The organism is Janthinobacterium rivuli, from assembly GCF_009208735.1.
Classification (GTDB): Bacteria; Pseudomonadota; Gammaproteobacteria; order Burkholderiales; family Burkholderiaceae_D; genus Janthinobacterium.
The window spans coordinates 57,346-74,082 of the sequence record NZ_WFLJ01000022.1 but is presented as its reverse complement, the minus strand read 5'-3'; the positions used below and the strand labels follow the sequence as shown (position 1 = coordinate 74,082).

Below are 16,737 nucleotides of genomic sequence, written 5' to 3'. Positions count from 1 at the left end.
GGAATTTGACACATGCATGTGCGTGATTTGACCCAATTTTTACGTGAACTGAGCGACAACAACAACCGTCCCTGGTTTGTCATGAACAAGCCCCGCTACGACATCCTGCGCGAGGAATTCCTCGCGCTGGTGACGTCGCTGATTGCTGAACTCGGCAAGTTCGACCCGGCCGTGAAATACTGCAATCCGAAGAAGGCCTTGTTCCGCATCAACCGCGACGTGCGTTTCGCGCACGACAAGAGCCCGTATAAAACGCGCTTTTCGGCCGCCATCGCGCCGAACGACATGCGCCGTCCCAGCAAGGCGGGCGGTCCTACGTATTATCTGCAGATCGATGGCCAGGGCAATTTGCTGTTCGGCGCCGGCGAATACATGCCGCCGCCAGGCCGCCTGAAGGCGCTGCGTGAACACATGGTCAACGACGCGCCAGGTTTTTCCAAAGTGCTGAAAAATAAGCGCTTGAAAGCCCGTTTCGGCACCATCCAGAACGAGGGCAAGCTGCAGCGCCCGCCCAAGGGTTTCGAGGCGGACGCCGAACATATCGAATTCATCAAGCTGAAGAGCTTTTTTGTCTGGACCGAAGTGCCGCTGCCCGTGAATGAACCTGAGAAACTGCTGCCGACCCTGGCGGAAGGCTTGAAGGATGCGTGGCCGCTGGTCGAATGGATGCGCGGCGCGAAAGAGCCGGAGGAAGTCACCGAGTAATTGCTGAAGGAGCACATGATGGCACTGGAGCACGCAAGTTCAGGGCAGGTGATCGAGGTGCTGCGCAGGGATGGCGACGACCTGTCGCAGTTTTCCGCCATCGCGCTGGCCAAGACGGATGAGCTGGAATTGATCCGCATGTGCATGCCCAAGGGCAAGACCATGCCCGAGCATCATGTGCTCGGCGAAATCACCATGCTGTGCCTGCAAGGGCAGGTGGCGGTGCAAGCGCATGGCGGCGTGCACCTGCTGGGGCCGGGGCAGATGCTGTATCTGCTCGGCGGCCAGGCGCACGCGCTGGAAGCGCGCGAAGACAGCCTGGTGCTGCTGACGATATTGATGGCCAAGGCGGGACGCTAGGTACACCTAACCAAACCTACTGCGCGGCGCGGGTCGCGGCCTGCGATGCTCACTGTGCTAAAGCACAGCTCCGCTTCTCAGCCACAACTCACATCCGCTCGCTACGGTTTTGTTAGGCGTGATTACTCGTACACGTGCTCAGGCCGCCTCGGCACGCGGATCGCGCGACAGCAGCTGCTGCACCATCACATGCGGCACATCGCCATCGAACAGCACGCCGGCCACCGCGTTGGTGATCGGCATGTCGACGCCCATGCGGCGCGCCAGCTCGCGCACGGCCTTGGCGCACGGCACGCCTTCGGCCACGTGACCGAGTTCGGCCACGATGGTCTCCAGCGCCTTGCCTTGCGCCAGGCCCAGGCCGACGCGGCGGTTGCGCGACAGGTCGCCCGTGCACGTCAGGATCAAGTCGCCCATGCCCGTCAAGCCCATGAACGTTTCCGTCTGGCCACCCAAGGCCGTGCCCAGGCGCGTGATTTCCGCCAGGCCACGCGTGATCAGCGCGGCGCGCGCGTTCAAGCCCAGGCCCAGGCCGTCGGCCACGCCCGTGGCGATGGCCAGCACGTTCTTGACGGCGCCGCCCACTTCCACGCCCACCAGGTCTTCGCTCGCATACACGCGGATGGTGCCGCCATGCAAGGCCGAGACGACGCTGGCGCGCAAGGCCGCGCTGTGCGAGGCGATGGTCAGCGCGCACGGCAAGCCGCGCGCCACTTCCTGCGCGAACGAGGGGCCGGACAGGGCGCCGCCGGGGATGGCATCTCCCAGCACTTCCTGCACGATCTGGTGTGGCAGCAGGCCCGTGCCGCCTTCAAAACCTTTGCAGAGCCACACCAGGTTGCCGATGGCCTTGTTTTTCAGTTGCTGCAGCATGGGGCGCAAGCCTGCCACGGGGCAGGCGGCGATCAGGAGGCCGTGTTCGCCTGCGGCATGCGCGACGGCGGCGTCAAAATCGGCGCTGATGCGCAGCTGCGGCGGTAATGGGAAGCCTGGCAAATAGCTGTTTTCGCCGCTGGCGGCCATGGCGGCCATGGCCTCGCCATTGCGGCCCCACAGCAGCACGTCGTGGCGGCCAGCCAGGGCCATGGCCACGGCCGTGCCCCAGGCGCCGGCGCCCAGCACGGTGATGCGGCGCGGCGCGGCCTTGGCGGCGGTATCTGGAGTGTTTTCAGGGGGAATTTGCATGCAACCTCAGTCTGGCAGGGGGAGGGGCACGGCGCGGCTGGCCGTTACCCGGATGAATCTGGCGGTGCTTACAGGCCCCACACTTCGCTGGTCTTGACGTAGCCGCTCTGGCCATCCTTGTGGCGCACCTTGACCCAGCCGGAGCTGGGCTGCTCGCTCATTTCCAGCAGCACGCCCTTGTCGACGAGGATGATGGGCGAGGCGGTGTCGTCGGGGCTGGCGCGTACCTTGAGGTTCGCGGCGCGCGCCACGACGTTGCGCTTGGCCGACAGGCCCTTCGCTTCCGTCCAGGCCATTTCGCCGCTGGCATCGCGTACCTTGACCCATTCGCCGTAGCTGAGCACGACTTCCAGCGGCATGCCGCGCGGCGCCACGTACAGCTTGCCGCCCTTGGCCGATGGCGCGTCGTACAGGATCACGGGCGTTGCGCCCACCGTTTTGAAATCGACGGCATGGCTGGCGGCGGTGGCCAGCAGCAACACGGCGCCGGCCATCCAGCGGAACTTGCTCAAGAGCGCACTTTTCAACATGATATTTTTGAACCTTAACGAAACACGGCGGCCAGGCCGCCGTGTCAGGCCAGCCTTGACGGCTGGCGGGGTCTTGCCTGAAGCTTAGTGCGTCGTCGCGTCGGCTGCCGGGGCAGCTGCAGCGGCGTCAGCAATAGCTTGCAGACGTTGTTGGTAGAACACTTCGAAGTTGATCTCGGCCAGGTGCACTGGCGGGAAGCCGGCACGGGTGATCACGTCGGCGATGTTGGCGCGCAGGTAAGGGTAGATGATGTTCGGGCAGCCGATTCCCAGCAGTGGATCGAGTTGATCAGCAGGAATGTTGCGTGCTTCGAAGATACCGGCTTGCTTGCCTTCAACCAGGAAAGCGACCTTGTCGCCGACTTTGGCGGTCACGGTGATGGTCACGGTGGCTTCGAAGATGCCGTCGGCCAGAGGCGCAGCGCCCACGTCCAGTGCCACTTCGATCGCTGGTGCTTCTTGTTCCAGGAAAATAGCTGGGGAATTTGGTTGTTCCAGCGACATGTCTTTCAGGTAGACGCGTTGGATTTGGAAGACTGGTTGCAGATTTTCGTCAGACATGGAACGCTTTCGTTGTAAAGGACAAGAACGGCACACCGTTCAAATATGGTGCTTGCGGTATTCAAACCGTGCCGGGTAGGCGCGGCCAGATCAGGTGCGAGGGCAATTGTATCAAAACAATACGACAAAAAACCAAGCAATTTCTCGAACCCGCTTTATATCAGGCTGCCGTGCCATTTAACAAGGGGTCGAGCTTGCCAGCTTGATCGAGCGCATACAAATCGTCGAATCCGCCCACGTGGGTATCGCCCACATAGATCTGCGGCACGGTGCGGCGGCCCGTGCGTTCCATCATCTTGATGCGCTCTTCCGGGTCGAGGTCGACGCGGATCTTTTGCACGGCCACGCCCTTCGATTCCAACAGGCGCTCGGCGCGCACGCAATACGGGCACACGGCGGTGCTATACACAATTACGGGTACGGTCATGATGATTCCTTCAGTTAATGCTGGTTTATTTCGCCAGCGACAAGGTTTTCAATGGCAAACCCTGCTTTTTCCATTCGTCGAGGCCACCTTCCAGGCTCGTTGCCTCAGCGAAACCGGCTTTGCCCAGCAGGCCGACGGCGGTTGCCGAACGCGAACCTTTCTGGCAAACCACTACAATGGGGCGCGTTTTGAATTTTTCCAGCTCGCCCAGGCGTTTTGCCAGTTCCGGCAGCGGAATATTTTTGGCGTCAGGCAAGTGGCCGGTGGCGAATTCCTCCGCGCTGCGCACGTCGACGATGATGGTTTTGCCACGGTTGATCAGTTGCGTGACTTCCAGCACGGTCGCGCGCTTGCCGCGCATCGACAGCAGTGGCCAGAGGAGGGCGCCGCCGGAAATAATGACGATGGCAAACAGAAAAATGTGGTCGATAATGAATTTCACGTAGGGTCCAATGGTTTAAGTCAATCCGCGCATTATAAAATAGAAGCTGGACGAGGTCTTTTTACGTTTTGCTTTTTTGATTTGAACCCCTTGAGAAGATAGAACTATGTACAAAATCGTTTTCATGCGTCACGGCGAGTCCACCTGGAACCTCGATAACCGCTTCACCGGCTGGACCGACGTCGATCTGACGGAAAAGGGCGTCAACGAAGCCAAGGCCGCCGGCCAGATCCTCAAGCAGGAAGGTTTTACGTTCGACGTGGCCTACACTTCCGTCCTGAAGCGCGCCATCCGCACCCTGTGGCTGGCGCTCGACGAGATGGACATGATGTATTTGCCGATCAAGAACGATTGGCGCTTGAACGAGCGCCACTACGGCGCCCTGCAAGGACTGGACAAGGGCGAGACGGCCGCCAAGTATGGCGACGAGCAAGTATTGGTATGGCGCCGCAGCTACGACACGCCGCCGCCGCCGCTGGCGGAAGACGATGAGCGCGCCTCGTTCAACGACCCGCGCTACGCCGGCTTGCCGAAAGCATCGATTCCGCTGACCGAATGCCTGAAAGACACCGTGGCGCGCGTGATGCCGGCCTGGGACGAGGAAATCGCCCCGGCCATCCGCGCCGGCAAGAAGATCATCATTTCGGCCCACGGCAACAGCCTGCGCGCGCTGATCAAGATGCTCGATGGCATCAGCGACAGCGACATCGTCGGCCTGAACATCCCGAACGGCCAGCCGCTCGTATATGAACTGGACGCCGACCTGAAACCGATCCGCCATTACTACCTGGGCGACCCGGCAGCGATTGCGGCAGCGCAAGCGGCCGTGGCGAACCAAGGGAAGGCCAAGTAACTTGTTGTCTTTCTTCCGCGGCACAGCCATCGCCCCCTCTGCTGAACGACCCCTGCCGGCGTGGCGCGCCGGTGCCATGCTGTGCGCAGCGCTGCTGTTGTCCAGCGGTGCCGCGCAGGGCGCCAAGCCCACCGAACGCAGCAAGCAGAAGGCGGCCGCGGAAGCACAACGTGCTGGATTGCAACAAAAACTGACGGCGCTCAAGCGCGACATCAGCCGCACGGAAAGCGCCAAGGATGACGCGGCCGATACCCTGGCCGAGTCGGAAGAGGCCATTTCCAACGCCAACCGCGCCTTGCGCGACCTGGCGCAGGAGCAAAGCGAGACGGGTGTGAAACTCAATGCGCTGGGGCAAGAGCACCAGCAATTGACGGCCACCGTCGAGAAACAAAAAGCGCAGCTGTCAAAGTTGCTGCGTGAACAATATGTCGCCGGCAATGAAGACCGCATCAAGCTGCTCTTGTCGGGCGACAACCCGAACCGCATCAACCGCGACTTGCAATTGATGGCGTACGTGTCGCAGGCGCAGGCGCGCCTGCTGGAAGCCTTGCGCGCCAACTTGCTGGCCGTGGAGAAAAACCAGGCGGACGTGCAGAACGCCAAGGATGAACTGGAAGAAATCGCGCAGGAAGAGCGCGACCAGAAGGCTTTGCTGGTGCAGGAGAAGGCGCGCCGCGCCGCCTTGCTGACGAGCTTGTCGCAACGCCTGGTGGCGCAGCGCAAGGAAGTGGGCAATGTCGAGCGTGACGAGCAACGCATGGGCAACCTGGTCGACAAGCTGGCGAAACTGATCGAAGAGCAGGCCGCGGCCGCCGCGGCCGAAAAGAAACGCCAGCAATTGCTGGCCGAGCAGCGCGCCGCCGCCAAAGCGGCCGCCGACGCCAAGATCGCGGCGGAAAAGCGCGAACGCCAGCTGGCCGCGCGCGCCAAGGCCGCCCAGGCGCAGGCCGAACGCGAACGCCTGGCGAAAGAGCAACAAAACAAATCGGGCAAGATCAAGCCGCAAACGCCGCCACCGCCGCCCGTGAAACTGGAGCCGATCGACGACGATGAGCCACCGCAAGTGGCCAAGGTGGCGCCGAAACCGGAACCCAAGCCGGAACCGGAGCCGGAACGCCCAAGCCTGGGCCCGGCCGCGCCGGCCGGCGCCTTTGCCAGCCTGAAAGGCCAGCTGCGCGCGCCCGTGGCCGGCAAGATCGCCGCCCGCTTCGGCAGCAAGCGCGGTGACGGCCCCAGCTGGAAGGGCGTGTTCATCCGCACGGGCGAAGGCAGCGAGATCCACGCCATCGCCGGCGGCAGGGTCGTGTTCTCCGACTGGCTGCGCGGTTTCGGCAATCTGATCATCGTCGACCACGGCGGCCAGTACATGAGTATTTATGGCAATAACCAGTCCTTGCTGAAACGCGTGGGCGACGCCGTCAAGGGCGGCGACGCCATTGCCAGCGCGGGCAACAGCGGCGGCAACGAGGAATCAGGGCTATACTTTGAACTGCGTCATCAGGGCCGCGCCTTCGACCCCGCCACCTGGGTGAAGTTTTAAGTTCCCCACCATTGCTGCGGCAGCGAATTTGTAGATTGCGAAGAATACATGGGTATCAAAGTCAAAAGTATCGGCCTGATCGGTCTGGGCGTCCTGGCCGGCATCGGCATGTCGCTGCAGTTCCCGGCCGTGGCGCAAAAAATCACGAATGCCCCGCTGCCGCTCGACGAGCTGCGCCAGTTGTCCGATGTCTTCGGCCTGATCAAGACCGATTATGTCGAGAAGGTGGAAGACAAGAAACTCTTGACGGAAGCCATTTCCGGCATGGTTTCGTCCCTGGACCCGCACTCCGTGTACCTGGATAAAAATGCCTTCAAGGAAATGCGCGAAAGCGTGCAGGGCAAGTTTGTCGGCATCGGCATCGAAGTGAGCATGGAAGACGGCTATGTGAAAGTCGTCTCGCCCATCGAGGATAGCCCGGCCGCCAAGGCCGGCATCCTGGCGGGCGATTTGATCACCCGCCTCGACAACATCCCGCTGAAAGGCTTGCAGCTGGAAGAAGTCATCAAGAAGATGCGCGGCCAGCCGGGTACCAAGCTGGTGCTGACGATGTCGCGCAAGGGCGAAAGCAAGCCGCTGGTGTTCCCCATCGTGCGCGAGGAAATCCGCGTGCAGAGCGTCAAGGCCAAGATGGTCGCGCCCGGCTATGCCTGGCTGCGTATCGCCCAGTTCCAGGAACCGACCGTCGATGACATGGTCAAAAAGATCAACGCGCTGTATGCGCAAGACCCCAAGCTCAAGGGCCTGGTGCTGGACTTGCGCAATGATCCCGGTGGCGTCGTGCCGGGCGCCATCGGCGTGGCGACAGCATTTCTTCCGGGTAACTCCGTCATCGTCTCGACCAAGGGCCAGTTGCCCGAGTCGAAACAGGTGTTTTATGGCCGCCGCGAATTCTATGCGCCGCCGGGCGCCAAGGCCGACCCGCTGGCCAAGCTGCCGGCCGCGCTGAAAACCGTGCCGCTGGTGGTGCTGGTCAACGCCGGTTCCGCGTCCGCCTCGGAAATCGTCGCCGGCGCCTTGCAGGATTACCAGCGCGCCACCGTCATCGGCACGCAAACCTTCGGCAAGGGTTCCGTGCAAACCTTGCGCCAGATCACGGCGGACACGGCCGTCAAGCTGACGACGGCGCGCTACTACACGCCGAAAGGCCGGGCCATCCAGGCGCGCGGCATCGTGCCCGACCTGCTGGTTGATGAAACGGCCGAGGGCGACGGCTGGAACAGCCTGCGCGTGCGCGAGGCGGACCTGGAAAAACACTTGAGCAGCAACGATGGCAAGCCGGAAGCGGCCAAGCCGACCATGGAAGGCATGCAGGATCAGCTGGAAGAAGAGCAGCGCCTGATCGCCACGGCGAAAAAGCGCAAGCCGCTCGAATACGGCGCCAAGGACGACTTCCAGCTGCAACAAGCCTTGAACCACTTCCAGGGCTTGCCGGTGCAGTTGGCCAAGGCCGATGCCAAGGTGGACAAGATCGGCGCCAAGCCGGAAATCGCTTCCGACATCAAGGCTGAAGACAAGAAGATTCCTGTGCAAAAACCGTAGTCGCCGCCATGAACGACGCTCAACTGCTGCGCTATTCGCGCCATATCCTGCTGGACCAGATCGGCATCGAAGGCCAGCAAGCCTTGCTCGACGCGCATGTGCTGGTGATCGGCGCGGGCGGGCTCGGCTCGCCGGCGGCCATGTATCTGGCCGCCAGTGGCGTCGGCAAGCTGACCCTGGTCGATGACGACACGGTCGACCTGACCAATCTGCAGCGCCAGATCGCCCACACCACACAGCGCGTGGGCCAGCCGAAAGTGCTGTCGGCGCGCGAGACCTTGAGCGGCATCAATCCAGAGATCGATATCGTCGCCTTGCAGGAGCGCCTCGACGGCGCGCGCCTGGCCGAACTGGTCTTGTCGGCAACGGTGGTGCTCGACTGCACCGACAACTTCGCCACGCGCCACGCCGTCAACCGCGCCTGCGTGGCGGCCAGGGTGCCACTGGTGTCGGGCGCCGTGATCCGTTTCGACGGGCAAGTGAGCGTGTTCGACCCGCGCACGGGCACGCAGCCGTGTTATTCCTGCCTGTTTCCGCAGGAGCAGCAGTTCACGGACGAGGCGTGCTCGACCATGGGCGTGTTCGCGCCGCTGGTCGGCGTGGTGGGCGCCATGCAGGCGGCCGAGGCCTTGAAACTGATCATGGGCGCGGGCGAGTCCCTGGCGGGACGCCTGCTCTTGCTCGACGGCTTGCACATGGAATGGAGCAGCATGCGCGTCGCGCGCGACCCTGGCTGCGCCGTTTGCGGCGAAGTGGTCTTGCCGGCCTGACAGCCGCCGCACAAATTTTTCCCTATATGACAGGCATTGTCATATTTCCGCTTTATACTCTGCTCTCATTACTCACCTTCTTCTCTCTTTCTTATGCAAAACGCAGCAAACCATCCGATACGCCAGCGCCGCGCGCGCGGCTTCACTTTGATCGAAATCATGGTCGTGGTGGTAATCATGGGTATCCTCGCGTCGCTGGTGGTGCCCAAGCTGATCGCCCGCACGGGCGAGTCGAAAGTGGCGGCGGCGAAAGTCGACATCGCCACCGTGATGCAAGCCTTGAAACTGTATCGCCTGGATAACCAGCGCTACCCGACCACCGAGCAGGGCTTGCAGGCGCTGATCGAGAAACCGACCACGGGACCGGCCGCGAACGGCTGGAAGGCGGGCGGTTACCTGGAAAAGATGCCGAAGGACCCATGGGGTAACCCGTACCAATACTTGTCGCCGGGCGTGAAGGGCGAAGTCGACCTGATTTCGCTGGGCGCCGACGGCCAACCTGGCGGTAGCGGCGACGATGCCGATATCGGCTCCTGGGAACTGTAAGTTTTCCATTGCATGCCTGCCATGAGCACCGGTCGCGCACTGCCCCGGCCACGCGCCAGCGGCTTCACGCTGATCGAATTGCTGGTGGTGATGGTGATCATCGGCGTCACCCTGGGCCTGGTGTCGCTGAACGCCATGCCGAATGGCCAGCAAGCGCTGCAGAAGGAAGCCGAGCGCATCGCCCTGCTGCTGCAACTGGCGCGCGATGAAGCCATCGTGCGCAGCCGGCAGGTGGCGTTCGAGGCTGACGAAAATCAATACCGTTTCCTGGTCCTCAATGAAAAGCTGTGGCAACCCGTGACGCAGGACGATTTGCTGCGCGAGCGGGCGTTTGCCAACACGCCCATGCTGCTCAGCGTGCAGCCCTCGAACAGCGTGGCCCAGCCGCTGCGCATCATCTTCGGCCGCGAACCGGTCGACAAGCCTTTCGTGCTGACCCTGGCCAGCGGCGAGCGCAGCGTGGCGATCCGCGCCGACGGCATCGGCCACTTCACGGTCGAGCAATGATGCGGCTCCCACGTCATGGCCGCCAGCGCGGCTTCACTTTGCTGGAAGTCCTGGTCGCCCTCGTCATCGTCGGCACGGCCCTGGGCGCGTCCTTGCGCGCCGTCGGCAGCCTGACGCAGAACAGCGATGGCTTGCGCAGCGCCATGATGGCCACCTGGTCGGCGGAAAACCACCTGGTGCGCCTGCGCCTGGCGAAGACGTTTCCGCAGACGGGCAAGCGCACGGTGGACTGCCCGCAGGGCGATCTAAAGCTGATCTGTGAAGAGGAAGTGGTGGCCACGCCGAATCCCCGCATCCGGCAAGTGCGCGTCAACGTGTATGACGTGCAATATCCGGCCCGGCGCATCGTGCGCCTGGTGTTACTTTCCTTTAACGACTGATGGCGCGCCGTCACCTTTCCGCCCAGGGGTTCACCCTGATCGAGCTGCTCGTGGCGATCGGCATCCTGGCCATGGTCGCCGTGCTGGGCTGGCGCGGCCTGGACAGCATCATGCGTTCGCGTGAAGTGCTGACGAGCCAGCTCGAGCAGGCGCGCGGCATGCAACTGGCGTTTGCCCAGATGCAGAGCGATTGCGACCATCTGGCCGGCGCCGGCCAGAGCAATACCTTGCTGAATGGCCGCATCAACCTGTTGGCGGAGAATGACCGCCTGACCCTGGTGCGGCTGGCCGCGTCGGAACAGGAGCCGCAGCAGTTGCAAGTGGTCACTTACCGCCTGCGCGGCGGTGTGCTGACGCGGCGCGAGTCGAACGGCACGCGCGACCTGGCCGTGCTCGACACCCTGTGGCAGGCGGCGCGCGACGATACCGATACCTCCGGCGCCGATGTGGCCCTGATGCAGGGCGTCGACAGCATGGTCATGCGCGGCTGGAGCAATGGCGCCTGGAACGTGCTGACGGCCGGCGTCACCATTTCCAAGCAAGTGCCGGGTCTGGAAGTGACTCTGCAGATGCCGGGCCAGGACGCGGGCCTGTCCAAAGTCTTTTTATTGGGGCCGGGATGAAGCGTTTTTCCCGCCCAGCACGCCAGCGCGGCGTGGCCGTCATCACGGCCTTGCTGCTGACGGCGCTGGCCATCACCGTCGTCGCCAGCCTGTTCTGGCAGCAGCAGGTGCAGGTGCGCTCGATGGAAAACCAGCGCCTGCGTCTGCAGACGCAGTGGGCCATGCGCGGCATGGTCGACTTCGCCCGCTTCTGGCTGCGCCAGGACAATCCCATGCTGACGGCGCTCGATGGCGTATGGGCCACGCCCATCGAGGAAGCGCGGCTCGACGATTACGTCGACCGCGAAAAGGTCGACACGGAAAAATTCGACGCCACCGTCTCGGGCCGCGCGCTCGATGCGCAGGCGCGCTTTAATATCAGCAACCTGCTTGAAGCCACGGGCGGCATCAATGCGAAACAGGTGCTGGCCTACCAGCGTTTGCTGTCGAACCTGCGGCTCGACAGCGGCCTGGCGCAAGCGACGGCCGATGCCGTGCTGCGCGCCAAGCCGAAGCCACGCACGGCCGACAGCGGCGCGGACGGCAAGACGCCCGCTGCCGCGCCCGCCACGGGTGGCGGCAGCGAGCCGGTGGCTTTCACGCAAATCGAGGATTTGCTGGCCGTACCCGGCTATACGCCGCAGATGATCGAGCAGTTGCGCGACTTCATCATCGTGCTGCCGGAATTGACGCCGATCAATGTGAATACGGCGCCGGCCGAGGTGTTGGCGGCCGTGACGATGATGTCGCTGTCCGAGGCCAGTGCCCTGACCTTGAGCAATCCGCGTAAAAAGTTTGTCGATAAGTTAAATTTCCAGAATAATATTAATGCTGAACTAATTGAAGGCGTGGAACTCGATGTGAAGAGCCGCTACTTCCTCACCGTCATCCGCGTGCGGCTGGACCGTGCCGCCCTCGATGCCGTGGCGCTCATCAATCGTAAAACGGATCCGCAGCGCACCACCAGCCTGGTGTGGCTGCGGGAAAATTAACAGCTGAAAGCGAGTCACTTTGACAATACTGTATATCCGTCACCCGGCCAAGGCGTCCACCGACAGCGCGCCTGCCTGCTCCTTCGCGTTGGCCGGCGACGGCGGCGCCATGCTGCAGCAGGGCAGCGCGCCGCTGGGCAGCCTGGGCCAGCTGATCGCCGGCGCGAAGCAGGTGGTGCTGCTGCTGGCGGCGGCCGACGTGACCCTGCTGCGCCTGAAAACGCCGCCGCTGGCCGGCGCCCGTTTGCGCGCGGCGTTGCCGGGCCTGGTGGAAGAACACATCCTCGGCGACACCCAGGATTGCCTGCTGGCCGCCGGCGCGCCTGACGCTGCCGGCATGCGCACGGTGGCCGTGGCGCAGCGCGCCTGGGCCGAGGTACTCGTGAAGGCCTTGCTGGCGCAGGGCGCGCGCAAGGTGGCGCTGCTGCCGTCGCAGCTGTGCCTGCCCTTGCAGCCGGGCGGCGTGACGGCTTCCCTGCAGACAGCTGGTGACGCCCTGGAACTGGCCTTGCGCCAGACGCCGCAAGAGGGCCTGGGTCTGGTGCTGCCGGCCCAGCCGCAACAGGCGCTGCTGACGACGCGCGCGTTTGCCGGCGACGTGCCGCTGACGGTGTATGTGGCGCAGGCCGAGCTGGCGCAGTATCAGCAACTGGCCGCCGGCATGGCGGGCGTGACGGTGGAAGCGGACCATTGGGTGCACTGGATCGCCGGCGCCAAGGGCGCGGGGCTGGACCTGGCCGCCGCGCTGGGCACGGCCACGGGATCGGCCACCGAATGGCGCCGCTGGCGCTGGCCGCTGCGCCTGGCGCTGCTGGCCGTCATCGTCAATCTGGTGGGCATGAATATCGAATGGATGCGGCTGAAGCGCGAGGCGGCCACCGTGCGCACCTCGATGCAGCAAACCTTCAAGGCCGCGTATCCGAATGAAGCGCCCGTGTATGGGCTGGAAGCGGAGCAGATGCGGCGCAATATCGCCGCCGCCCGCCTGCAGGGCGGCCAGGCCAGCATGGATGACTTCACCAGCATGAGCGCGGCCCTGGGCGAGGCGCTGGGCGGCCTGGCCGGGCGCGGCGTGGTGGCGTCGCTGGAATACCGCGAGCGCAGCCTGATCGTCAGGCTGAAACCGGATATGGTCGACGCCAGCGCCCAGGCGCAGGTGCGCGACGGCCTGGCCGCGCGCAAGCTGGCCTTGAATGAAACGGCGCCGGGCGTGTGGAAGATCACGCCGGCCACGGGAGCAAAAGCATGAGTACAGCAGTCAACCAGGCGCGCGCCGCGCTGATCGGGCAGCAGCAGGCCGTACAGGCCTTCTGGGCCGAGCGCACGCCGCAGGAGCGCAAGCTGCTGGCCATCGGCGGCGTGGTGGCGGGGCTGGCCCTCGTCTACGCGGTGTGTTTCGAGCCGGCGTGGACGGGCCGCATCGCCTTGCAAAAGAGCTTGCCCGAGCTGCGCCAGAACGCGGCCCAGTTGCAGGCGCTGGCGCGTGAAGCGGGTGACCTGGCGCGCCAGGCGCCCGTGCAGGTCGCGCCCATGAGCCGTGACAGCCTCGACGCCTCGTTGAAGGCGCGCGGCCTGGCGCCGCAATCGCTGTCGCTGACGGGAGAGTATGCGCGCGTGCAGTTGAACGGCGTGCCGTTTGCCAGCGTCATGCTGTGGCTGGACGGCTTGCGCCGCGAAGGCCGCGTGGCGGTGCAGGAAGCGAAGATCACGGCGCAGGGCAAGGCGGGCCTGGTCGATGCCAGCCTGACCCTGCACCAGAGCCCGGGCGCGGCACGATGATGCGCCTGCTTGGCTGGCTGCTGGCCATCTGCGTCAGCGTCTGCGTCACCCTGCTGGTGTTTTTTCCGGCCGGCTGGGTGGCCGGTATCGTGGAAAAGCAGACGGGCGGACGTTTGACCTTGGGCGACGCGCAAGGTACCCTGTGGCGCGGCTCGGCCTTTATCGGCGGGGCCGCCAGCGCGAACGGCGCCGTGACGCCGCTGCTGCCGGGGCGCTTCAGCTGGCGCATTTCGCCGTCCGTGCTGTGGGGATCGGTCGACGTGGAATTGCAGAATGCGCAGGCGCTGTCGCAGGCGGTGAACCTGCGCGGCTCGTGGTCGCAATGGCAGGTCAGTCCGGCGGCGCTGCTGCTGCCGGCCGATGGCCTCGGCGGCCTCGGTGCGCCGTTGAATACCGTGGCGCCGACGGGCAGCATGCGCCTGTCGTGGAGCACCCTGCAACTGGCACTGGAAAAACAGCAGTTTTCCGCCGTCGGGCGCACCACCTTGCAGATGACGGACATGGCGTCGCGCCTGTCGTCCCTGCGTCCGCTGGGCAGCTACGAATTGGATTTCGATTGGCAGGGGCAGCAGGCGACGTTGACACTGCGCTCCATCAAGGGACCGCTGCTGCTCGACGGCAGCGGCAGCCTGCAACAGGGGCGCATGCAGTTTTCCGGCCAGGCCCAGGCCGCAGCAGGATATGAAGAGACCTTGGCGAGTTTGTTGAATTTGCTGGGACAGCGCCGTAGCAATAGCGAAAAAAACATCATCGCCTTAGAGTTCAGACAATGAAAAAACCATCCGTGAGCCCAAATAAATCCACCTTCTCGCTGCGTCGCCTGTCGGCCGCCGCCTTGCTGTGCTGTTCCGTGGCCGGCATGCCGGCGCCCGTCTGGGCCGCGCCCGGCGATGAAGCGGCGCTCAATTTCGTCGGCGCCGACATCGAGTCCGTGATCAAGGCGGTGGGCCATTACACCAACATCAATTTCGTCATCGACCCGCGCGTCAAGGGCACGATCACCCTGGTGTCGGAAAAATCGATCAGCAAGACGCAGGCCTTCGCGCTGCTGGCCTCGGCCTTGCGCCTGCAGGGCTATGCGGTGGTCTCCGGCGACGGCTACGCGAAAGTGGTGCCGGAAGCGGACGCCAAGCTGCAGTCCGTGCCGACCCAGGTGGGCAACGGCGCCAGCCAGGTGAAGGGCGACCAGATCGCCACCCAGGTGTTTTACCTGAACTACGAATCGTCGGCCAACCTGCTGGCCGTGCTGCGCCCGCTGATTTCGCCGAACAACACGATCAACGCCAACCCGGGCAACAACTCGCTGGTGATCACCGATTACGCGGATAACCTCAAGCGCCTGGCGAAGATCATCGCCGCGCTCGACGTCCCCGCCTCGACGGACCTGGACGTGATCCCCGTGCGCTATGCCATCGCTTCCGACCTGGCCTCGATGGTGAACAAACTGATGGAAGGCGGGAATGCGGGCGCCGGCGCAGGGGCCGACGCGGGCAAGGTGTCCGTGCTGGCCGACCCGCGCACCAATTCGCTGGTGCTGCGCGCGCCGTCGGCGGCACGCGCCAACCTGGCCAAGTCGCTGATCTCGAAGCTGGACCAGCCCACCACGCAGCTGGGCAACGTGCACGTGGTGTACCTGAAGAATGCGGACGCCACCAAGCTGGCGCAGACCCTGCGCTCGGTGGTGACGTCGGACGGCACGGCCGCGTCGGCGCAGCAGCCGACCAATAACAGCCTGAATACGAACAACCAGAATAGCCAGGGCGGCGGCATGAACAGCACTGGCCTGGGCGGCAATACGCAAAGCGGCACCACGGGCGGCGCTTCGCTGAGCAACGGGCCGCAGCAACTGTCATCGGGCGGCGCGGCCGGCTTCATCCAGGCCGACGCTTCCACCAACACCCTGATCCTGACGTGCAACGAGGCCGTCTACCGCAACCTGCGCGCCGTGATCGACCAGCTCGACGTGCGCCGCGCCCAGGTCTACATCGAGGCGCTGATCGTCGAAGTGACGTCGGCCAAGGCATCCGAGTTCGGCGTGCAGTGGCTGGGACTGTCCGGCGACAGCAGCAGCAGCTACCGCGTGGGCGCGCTGCAGTCGTTCGCCGGCGGCACCGACAACAATATCGCCAAGCTGGCGCTGGGCGGCGGCAAGGTGCTGCCGACGGGCGGCCTGACCCTGGGCATCTTCAAGCAGATCAACGGCGCGCTGGGCCTGGGCGCCGTGGCGCATGCGCTGGAATCGGACGGCAACGCGAACATCCTGTCGACGCCGAACCTGATCACCCTGGACAACGAGCTGGCGACCATCAAGGTGGGCCAGAACGTGCCTATCCTGACGGGCCAGTACACCAGCACGGCCGGCACCAACACCAACCCGTTCCAGACCATCGACCGCAAGGAAGTGGGCCTGACCCTGAAGGTGCGTCCGCAGATTTCCGAGGGCGGCACCATCAAGCTGGGCATCTATCACGAGACGTCGAGCGTGGACAAATCCACGTCGACGGCCGTCAGCGGCATCACCATCAACAACCGCGTGATCGAAAACAATGTGCTGGCCGACGATGGCCAGATCATCGTCCTGGGCGGCCTGATCGAGGACAGCACGGGCGACAACGCGGAAAAAGTGCGCGGCCTGGGCGACATCCCCCTGATCGGCAACCTGTTCAAGTACCAGACGCGCGAGCGCAAGAAAACCAACCTGATGATCTTCCTGCGCCCCGTCATCGTGCGCAACAAGGAGCAGAGCGGCAGCCTGGCGGCCGACCGCTACGACTACATGCGTTCGGCCGAGACGGCCGCCGTGCCGGCTTCGGGCAATCTGATGCTGAAAGACCTGGGCACGCCGGTGCTGCCGGCCCTGCAGGATGGCCAGCCCGTGGGCGGCAACATGGTGACGCGTCCCGTGCCGCCGGCACCGACGCCGCCGCCAGGCGCGCCGGCCAACGCGGCCACGCCGCCGCAGTCGCTGCTGCAGCAATATCAGCAACAGCCGCAGCCGCAGCCGCAGAAGTGATGG

At 64.2% G+C, this 16,737-nt stretch carries 20 protein-coding genes; 15 read left to right on the top strand and 5 right to left on the bottom strand.

The window, feature by feature from the left end; translation table 11 throughout:
* Window positions 1-12 precede the first annotated feature (12 nt).
* Both GCN78_RS24995 and GCN78_RS24990 read left to right on the top strand, forming a co-directional pair.
* Window positions 13-705 carry a DUF2461 domain-containing protein gene (locus GCN78_RS24995; protein ID WP_152254122.1) on the top strand — a complete coding sequence of 231 codons (693 nt, stop codon included), beginning with the start codon at window positions 13-15 and terminating at the stop codon, window positions 703-705.
* 15 nt (window positions 706-720) lie between these two features.
* Entirely contained in the window at window positions 721-1,065 is a 345-nt protein-coding gene (locus GCN78_RS24990; RefSeq protein ID WP_226939816.1) for a cupin domain-containing protein, read from the top strand.
* 138 nt (window positions 1,066-1,203) lie between these two features.
* Here GCN78_RS24990 and GCN78_RS24985 read toward each other — a convergent pair whose 3' ends face one another.
* The 5 genes from GCN78_RS24985 to GCN78_RS24965 all read right to left on the bottom strand — a co-directional run bounded on the left by GCN78_RS24985 (window position 1,204) and on the right by GCN78_RS24965 (window position 4,210).
* Window positions 1,204-2,250, bottom strand: a complete 1,047-nt coding sequence (locus GCN78_RS24985) for an NAD(P)H-dependent glycerol-3-phosphate dehydrogenase (protein ID WP_152254121.1) — start codon at window positions 2,248-2,250, stop codon at window positions 1,204-1,206.
* 68 nt (window positions 2,251-2,318) lie between these two features.
* Window positions 2,319-2,780: an SH3 domain-containing protein gene (locus tag GCN78_RS24980; protein ID WP_152254120.1), complete on the bottom strand. Its 462-nt coding sequence runs from the start codon at window positions 2,778-2,780 to the stop codon at window positions 2,319-2,321.
* An 84-nt stretch (window positions 2,781-2,864) separates the two neighbouring features.
* Window positions 2,865-3,341, bottom strand: coding sequence for a protein-export chaperone SecB (gene secB, locus GCN78_RS24975; RefSeq protein ID WP_034753023.1), 477 nt, complete (start codon window positions 3,339-3,341; stop codon window positions 2,865-2,867).
* A 160-nt stretch (window positions 3,342-3,501) separates the two neighbouring features.
* Window positions 3,502-3,768 carry a glutaredoxin 3 gene (grxC, locus tag GCN78_RS24970; protein WP_034753025.1) on the bottom strand — a complete coding sequence of 89 codons (267 nt, stop codon included), beginning with the start codon at window positions 3,766-3,768 and terminating at the stop codon, window positions 3,502-3,504.
* A 25-nt stretch (window positions 3,769-3,793) separates the two neighbouring features.
* On the bottom strand, window positions 3,794-4,210 hold the full coding sequence (locus tag GCN78_RS24965; RefSeq protein ID WP_046681994.1) for a rhodanese-like domain-containing protein: 417 nt from the start codon (window positions 4,208-4,210) through the stop codon (window positions 3,794-3,796).
* Between the two features lie 106 nt (window positions 4,211-4,316).
* Between GCN78_RS24965 and gpmA the strand changes: the two genes are divergently transcribed.
* The 13 genes from gpmA to gspD all read left to right on the top strand — a co-directional run bounded on the left by gpmA (window position 4,317) and on the right by gspD (window position 16,734).
* The gene (gene gpmA / locus GCN78_RS24960) at window positions 4,317-5,063 is read left to right on the top strand and encodes a 2,3-diphosphoglycerate-dependent phosphoglycerate mutase (RefSeq protein ID WP_152254119.1); all 747 of its coding nucleotides are present in this window, start codon (window positions 4,317-4,319) and stop codon (window positions 5,061-5,063) included.
* 76 nt (window positions 5,064-5,139) lie between these two features.
* Window positions 5,140-6,603, top strand: coding sequence for a murein hydrolase activator EnvC family protein (locus GCN78_RS24955; protein ID WP_152254164.1), 1,464 nt, complete (start codon window positions 5,140-5,142; stop codon window positions 6,601-6,603).
* Between the two features lie 48 nt (window positions 6,604-6,651).
* Window positions 6,652-8,145 carry a S41 family peptidase gene (locus GCN78_RS24950; protein WP_152254118.1) on the top strand — a complete coding sequence of 498 codons (1,494 nt, stop codon included), beginning with the start codon at window positions 6,652-6,654 and terminating at the stop codon, window positions 8,143-8,145.
* Window positions 8,146-8,153: 8 nt separating this feature from the next.
* Window positions 8,154-8,915 (top strand): HesA/MoeB/ThiF family protein, encoded by a 762-nt coding sequence (locus GCN78_RS24945; protein WP_152254117.1) that lies wholly within the window; start codon window positions 8,154-8,156, stop codon window positions 8,913-8,915.
* 159 nt (window positions 8,916-9,074) lie between these two features.
* Entirely contained in the window at window positions 9,075-9,461 is a 387-nt protein-coding gene (gspG, locus tag GCN78_RS24940) for a type II secretion system major pseudopilin GspG (RefSeq protein ID WP_264372699.1), read from the top strand.
* A 12-nt stretch (window positions 9,462-9,473) separates the two neighbouring features.
* Window positions 9,474-9,968 (top strand): GspH/FimT family pseudopilin, encoded by a 495-nt coding sequence (locus GCN78_RS24935; protein WP_152254116.1) that lies wholly within the window; start codon window positions 9,474-9,476, stop codon window positions 9,966-9,968.
* Entirely contained in the window at window positions 9,965-10,348 is a 384-nt protein-coding gene (gspI, locus tag GCN78_RS24930; RefSeq protein WP_152254115.1) for a type II secretion system minor pseudopilin GspI, read from the top strand. The genes GCN78_RS24935 and gspI overlap by 4 nt, the downstream gene beginning before the upstream one ends.
* Window positions 10,348-10,971: a PulJ/GspJ family protein gene (locus tag GCN78_RS24925; protein WP_152254114.1), complete on the top strand. Its 624-nt coding sequence runs from the start codon at window positions 10,348-10,350 to the stop codon at window positions 10,969-10,971. The genes gspI and GCN78_RS24925 overlap by 1 nt, the downstream gene beginning before the upstream one ends.
* Complete coding sequence (gene gspK, locus GCN78_RS24920; protein WP_152254113.1) at window positions 10,968-11,942, top strand: type II secretion system minor pseudopilin GspK; 975 nt, start codon at window positions 10,968-10,970, stop codon at window positions 11,940-11,942. Before GCN78_RS24925 ends, gspK begins: the two co-directional genes overlap by 4 nt.
* Before the next feature lie 19 nt (window positions 11,943-11,961).
* The gene (gspL, locus tag GCN78_RS24915; RefSeq protein ID WP_193316869.1) at window positions 11,962-13,191 is read left to right on the top strand and encodes a type II secretion system protein GspL; all 1,230 of its coding nucleotides are present in this window, start codon (window positions 11,962-11,964) and stop codon (window positions 13,189-13,191) included.
* On the top strand, window positions 13,188-13,721 hold the full coding sequence (gene gspM, locus GCN78_RS24910; protein WP_152254112.1) for a type II secretion system protein GspM: 534 nt from the start codon (window positions 13,188-13,190) through the stop codon (window positions 13,719-13,721). Before gspL ends, gspM begins: the two co-directional genes overlap by 4 nt.
* On the top strand, window positions 13,718-14,494 hold the full coding sequence (locus GCN78_RS24905; protein ID WP_152254111.1) for a type II secretion system protein N: 777 nt from the start codon (window positions 13,718-13,720) through the stop codon (window positions 14,492-14,494). The genes gspM and GCN78_RS24905 overlap by 4 nt, the downstream gene beginning before the upstream one ends.
* Window positions 14,491-16,734: a type II secretion system secretin GspD gene (gspD, locus tag GCN78_RS24900; RefSeq protein ID WP_152254110.1), complete on the top strand. Its 2,244-nt coding sequence runs from the start codon at window positions 14,491-14,493 to the stop codon at window positions 16,732-16,734. The genes GCN78_RS24905 and gspD overlap by 4 nt, the downstream gene beginning before the upstream one ends.
* The last annotated feature ends 3 nt before the right edge of the window (window positions 16,735-16,737 follow it).

Bases quoted from the DNA above. Each gene is read 5' to 3' on its own strand.
- gspI (WP_152254115.1), top strand. From the start codon at position 9,965: ATGATGCGGCTCCCACGTCATGGCCGCCAGCGCGGCTTCACTTTGCTG.
- gspK (WP_152254113.1), top strand. From the start codon at position 10,968: ATGAAGCGTTTTTCCCGCCCAGCACGCCAGCGCGGCGTGGCCGTCATC.
- GCN78_RS24905 (WP_152254111.1), top strand. From the start codon at position 13,718: ATGATGCGCCTGCTTGGCTGGCTGCTGGCCATCTGCGTCAGCGTCTGC.
- GCN78_RS24955 (WP_152254164.1), top strand. From the start codon at position 5,140: ATGCTGTGCGCAGCGCTGCTGTTGTCCAGCGGTGCCGCGCAGGGCGCC.
- GCN78_RS24985 (WP_152254121.1), bottom strand. From the start codon at position 2,250: ATGCAAATTCCCCCTGAAAACACTCCAGATACCGCCGCCAAGGCCGCG.
- gspD (WP_152254110.1), top strand. From the start codon at position 14,491: ATGAAAAAACCATCCGTGAGCCCAAATAAATCCACCTTCTCGCTGCGT.
- GCN78_RS24980 (WP_152254120.1), bottom strand. From the start codon at position 2,780: ATGTTGAAAAGTGCGCTCTTGAGCAAGTTCCGCTGGATGGCCGGCGCC.
- secB (WP_034753023.1), bottom strand. From the start codon at position 3,341: ATGTCTGACGAAAATCTGCAACCAGTCTTCCAAATCCAACGCGTCTAC.
- GCN78_RS24935 (WP_152254116.1), top strand. From the start codon at position 9,474: ATGCCTGCCATGAGCACCGGTCGCGCACTGCCCCGGCCACGCGCCAGC.
- gspG (WP_264372699.1), top strand. From the start codon at position 9,075: ATGGTCGTGGTGGTAATCATGGGTATCCTCGCGTCGCTGGTGGTGCCC.
- GCN78_RS24945 (WP_152254117.1), top strand. From the start codon at position 8,154: ATGAACGACGCTCAACTGCTGCGCTATTCGCGCCATATCCTGCTGGAC.
- GCN78_RS24950 (WP_152254118.1), top strand. From the start codon at position 6,652: ATGGGTATCAAAGTCAAAAGTATCGGCCTGATCGGTCTGGGCGTCCTG.
- GCN78_RS24995 (WP_152254122.1), top strand. From the start codon at position 13: ATGCATGTGCGTGATTTGACCCAATTTTTACGTGAACTGAGCGACAAC.
- gpmA (WP_152254119.1), top strand. From the start codon at position 4,317: ATGTACAAAATCGTTTTCATGCGTCACGGCGAGTCCACCTGGAACCTC.
- grxC (WP_034753025.1), bottom strand. From the start codon at position 3,768: ATGACCGTACCCGTAATTGTGTATAGCACCGCCGTGTGCCCGTATTGC.
- GCN78_RS24990 (WP_226939816.1), top strand. From the start codon at position 721: ATGATGGCACTGGAGCACGCAAGTTCAGGGCAGGTGATCGAGGTGCTG.
- GCN78_RS24925 (WP_152254114.1), top strand. From the start codon at position 10,348: ATGGCGCGCCGTCACCTTTCCGCCCAGGGGTTCACCCTGATCGAGCTG.
- gspM (WP_152254112.1), top strand. From the start codon at position 13,188: ATGAGTACAGCAGTCAACCAGGCGCGCGCCGCGCTGATCGGGCAGCAG.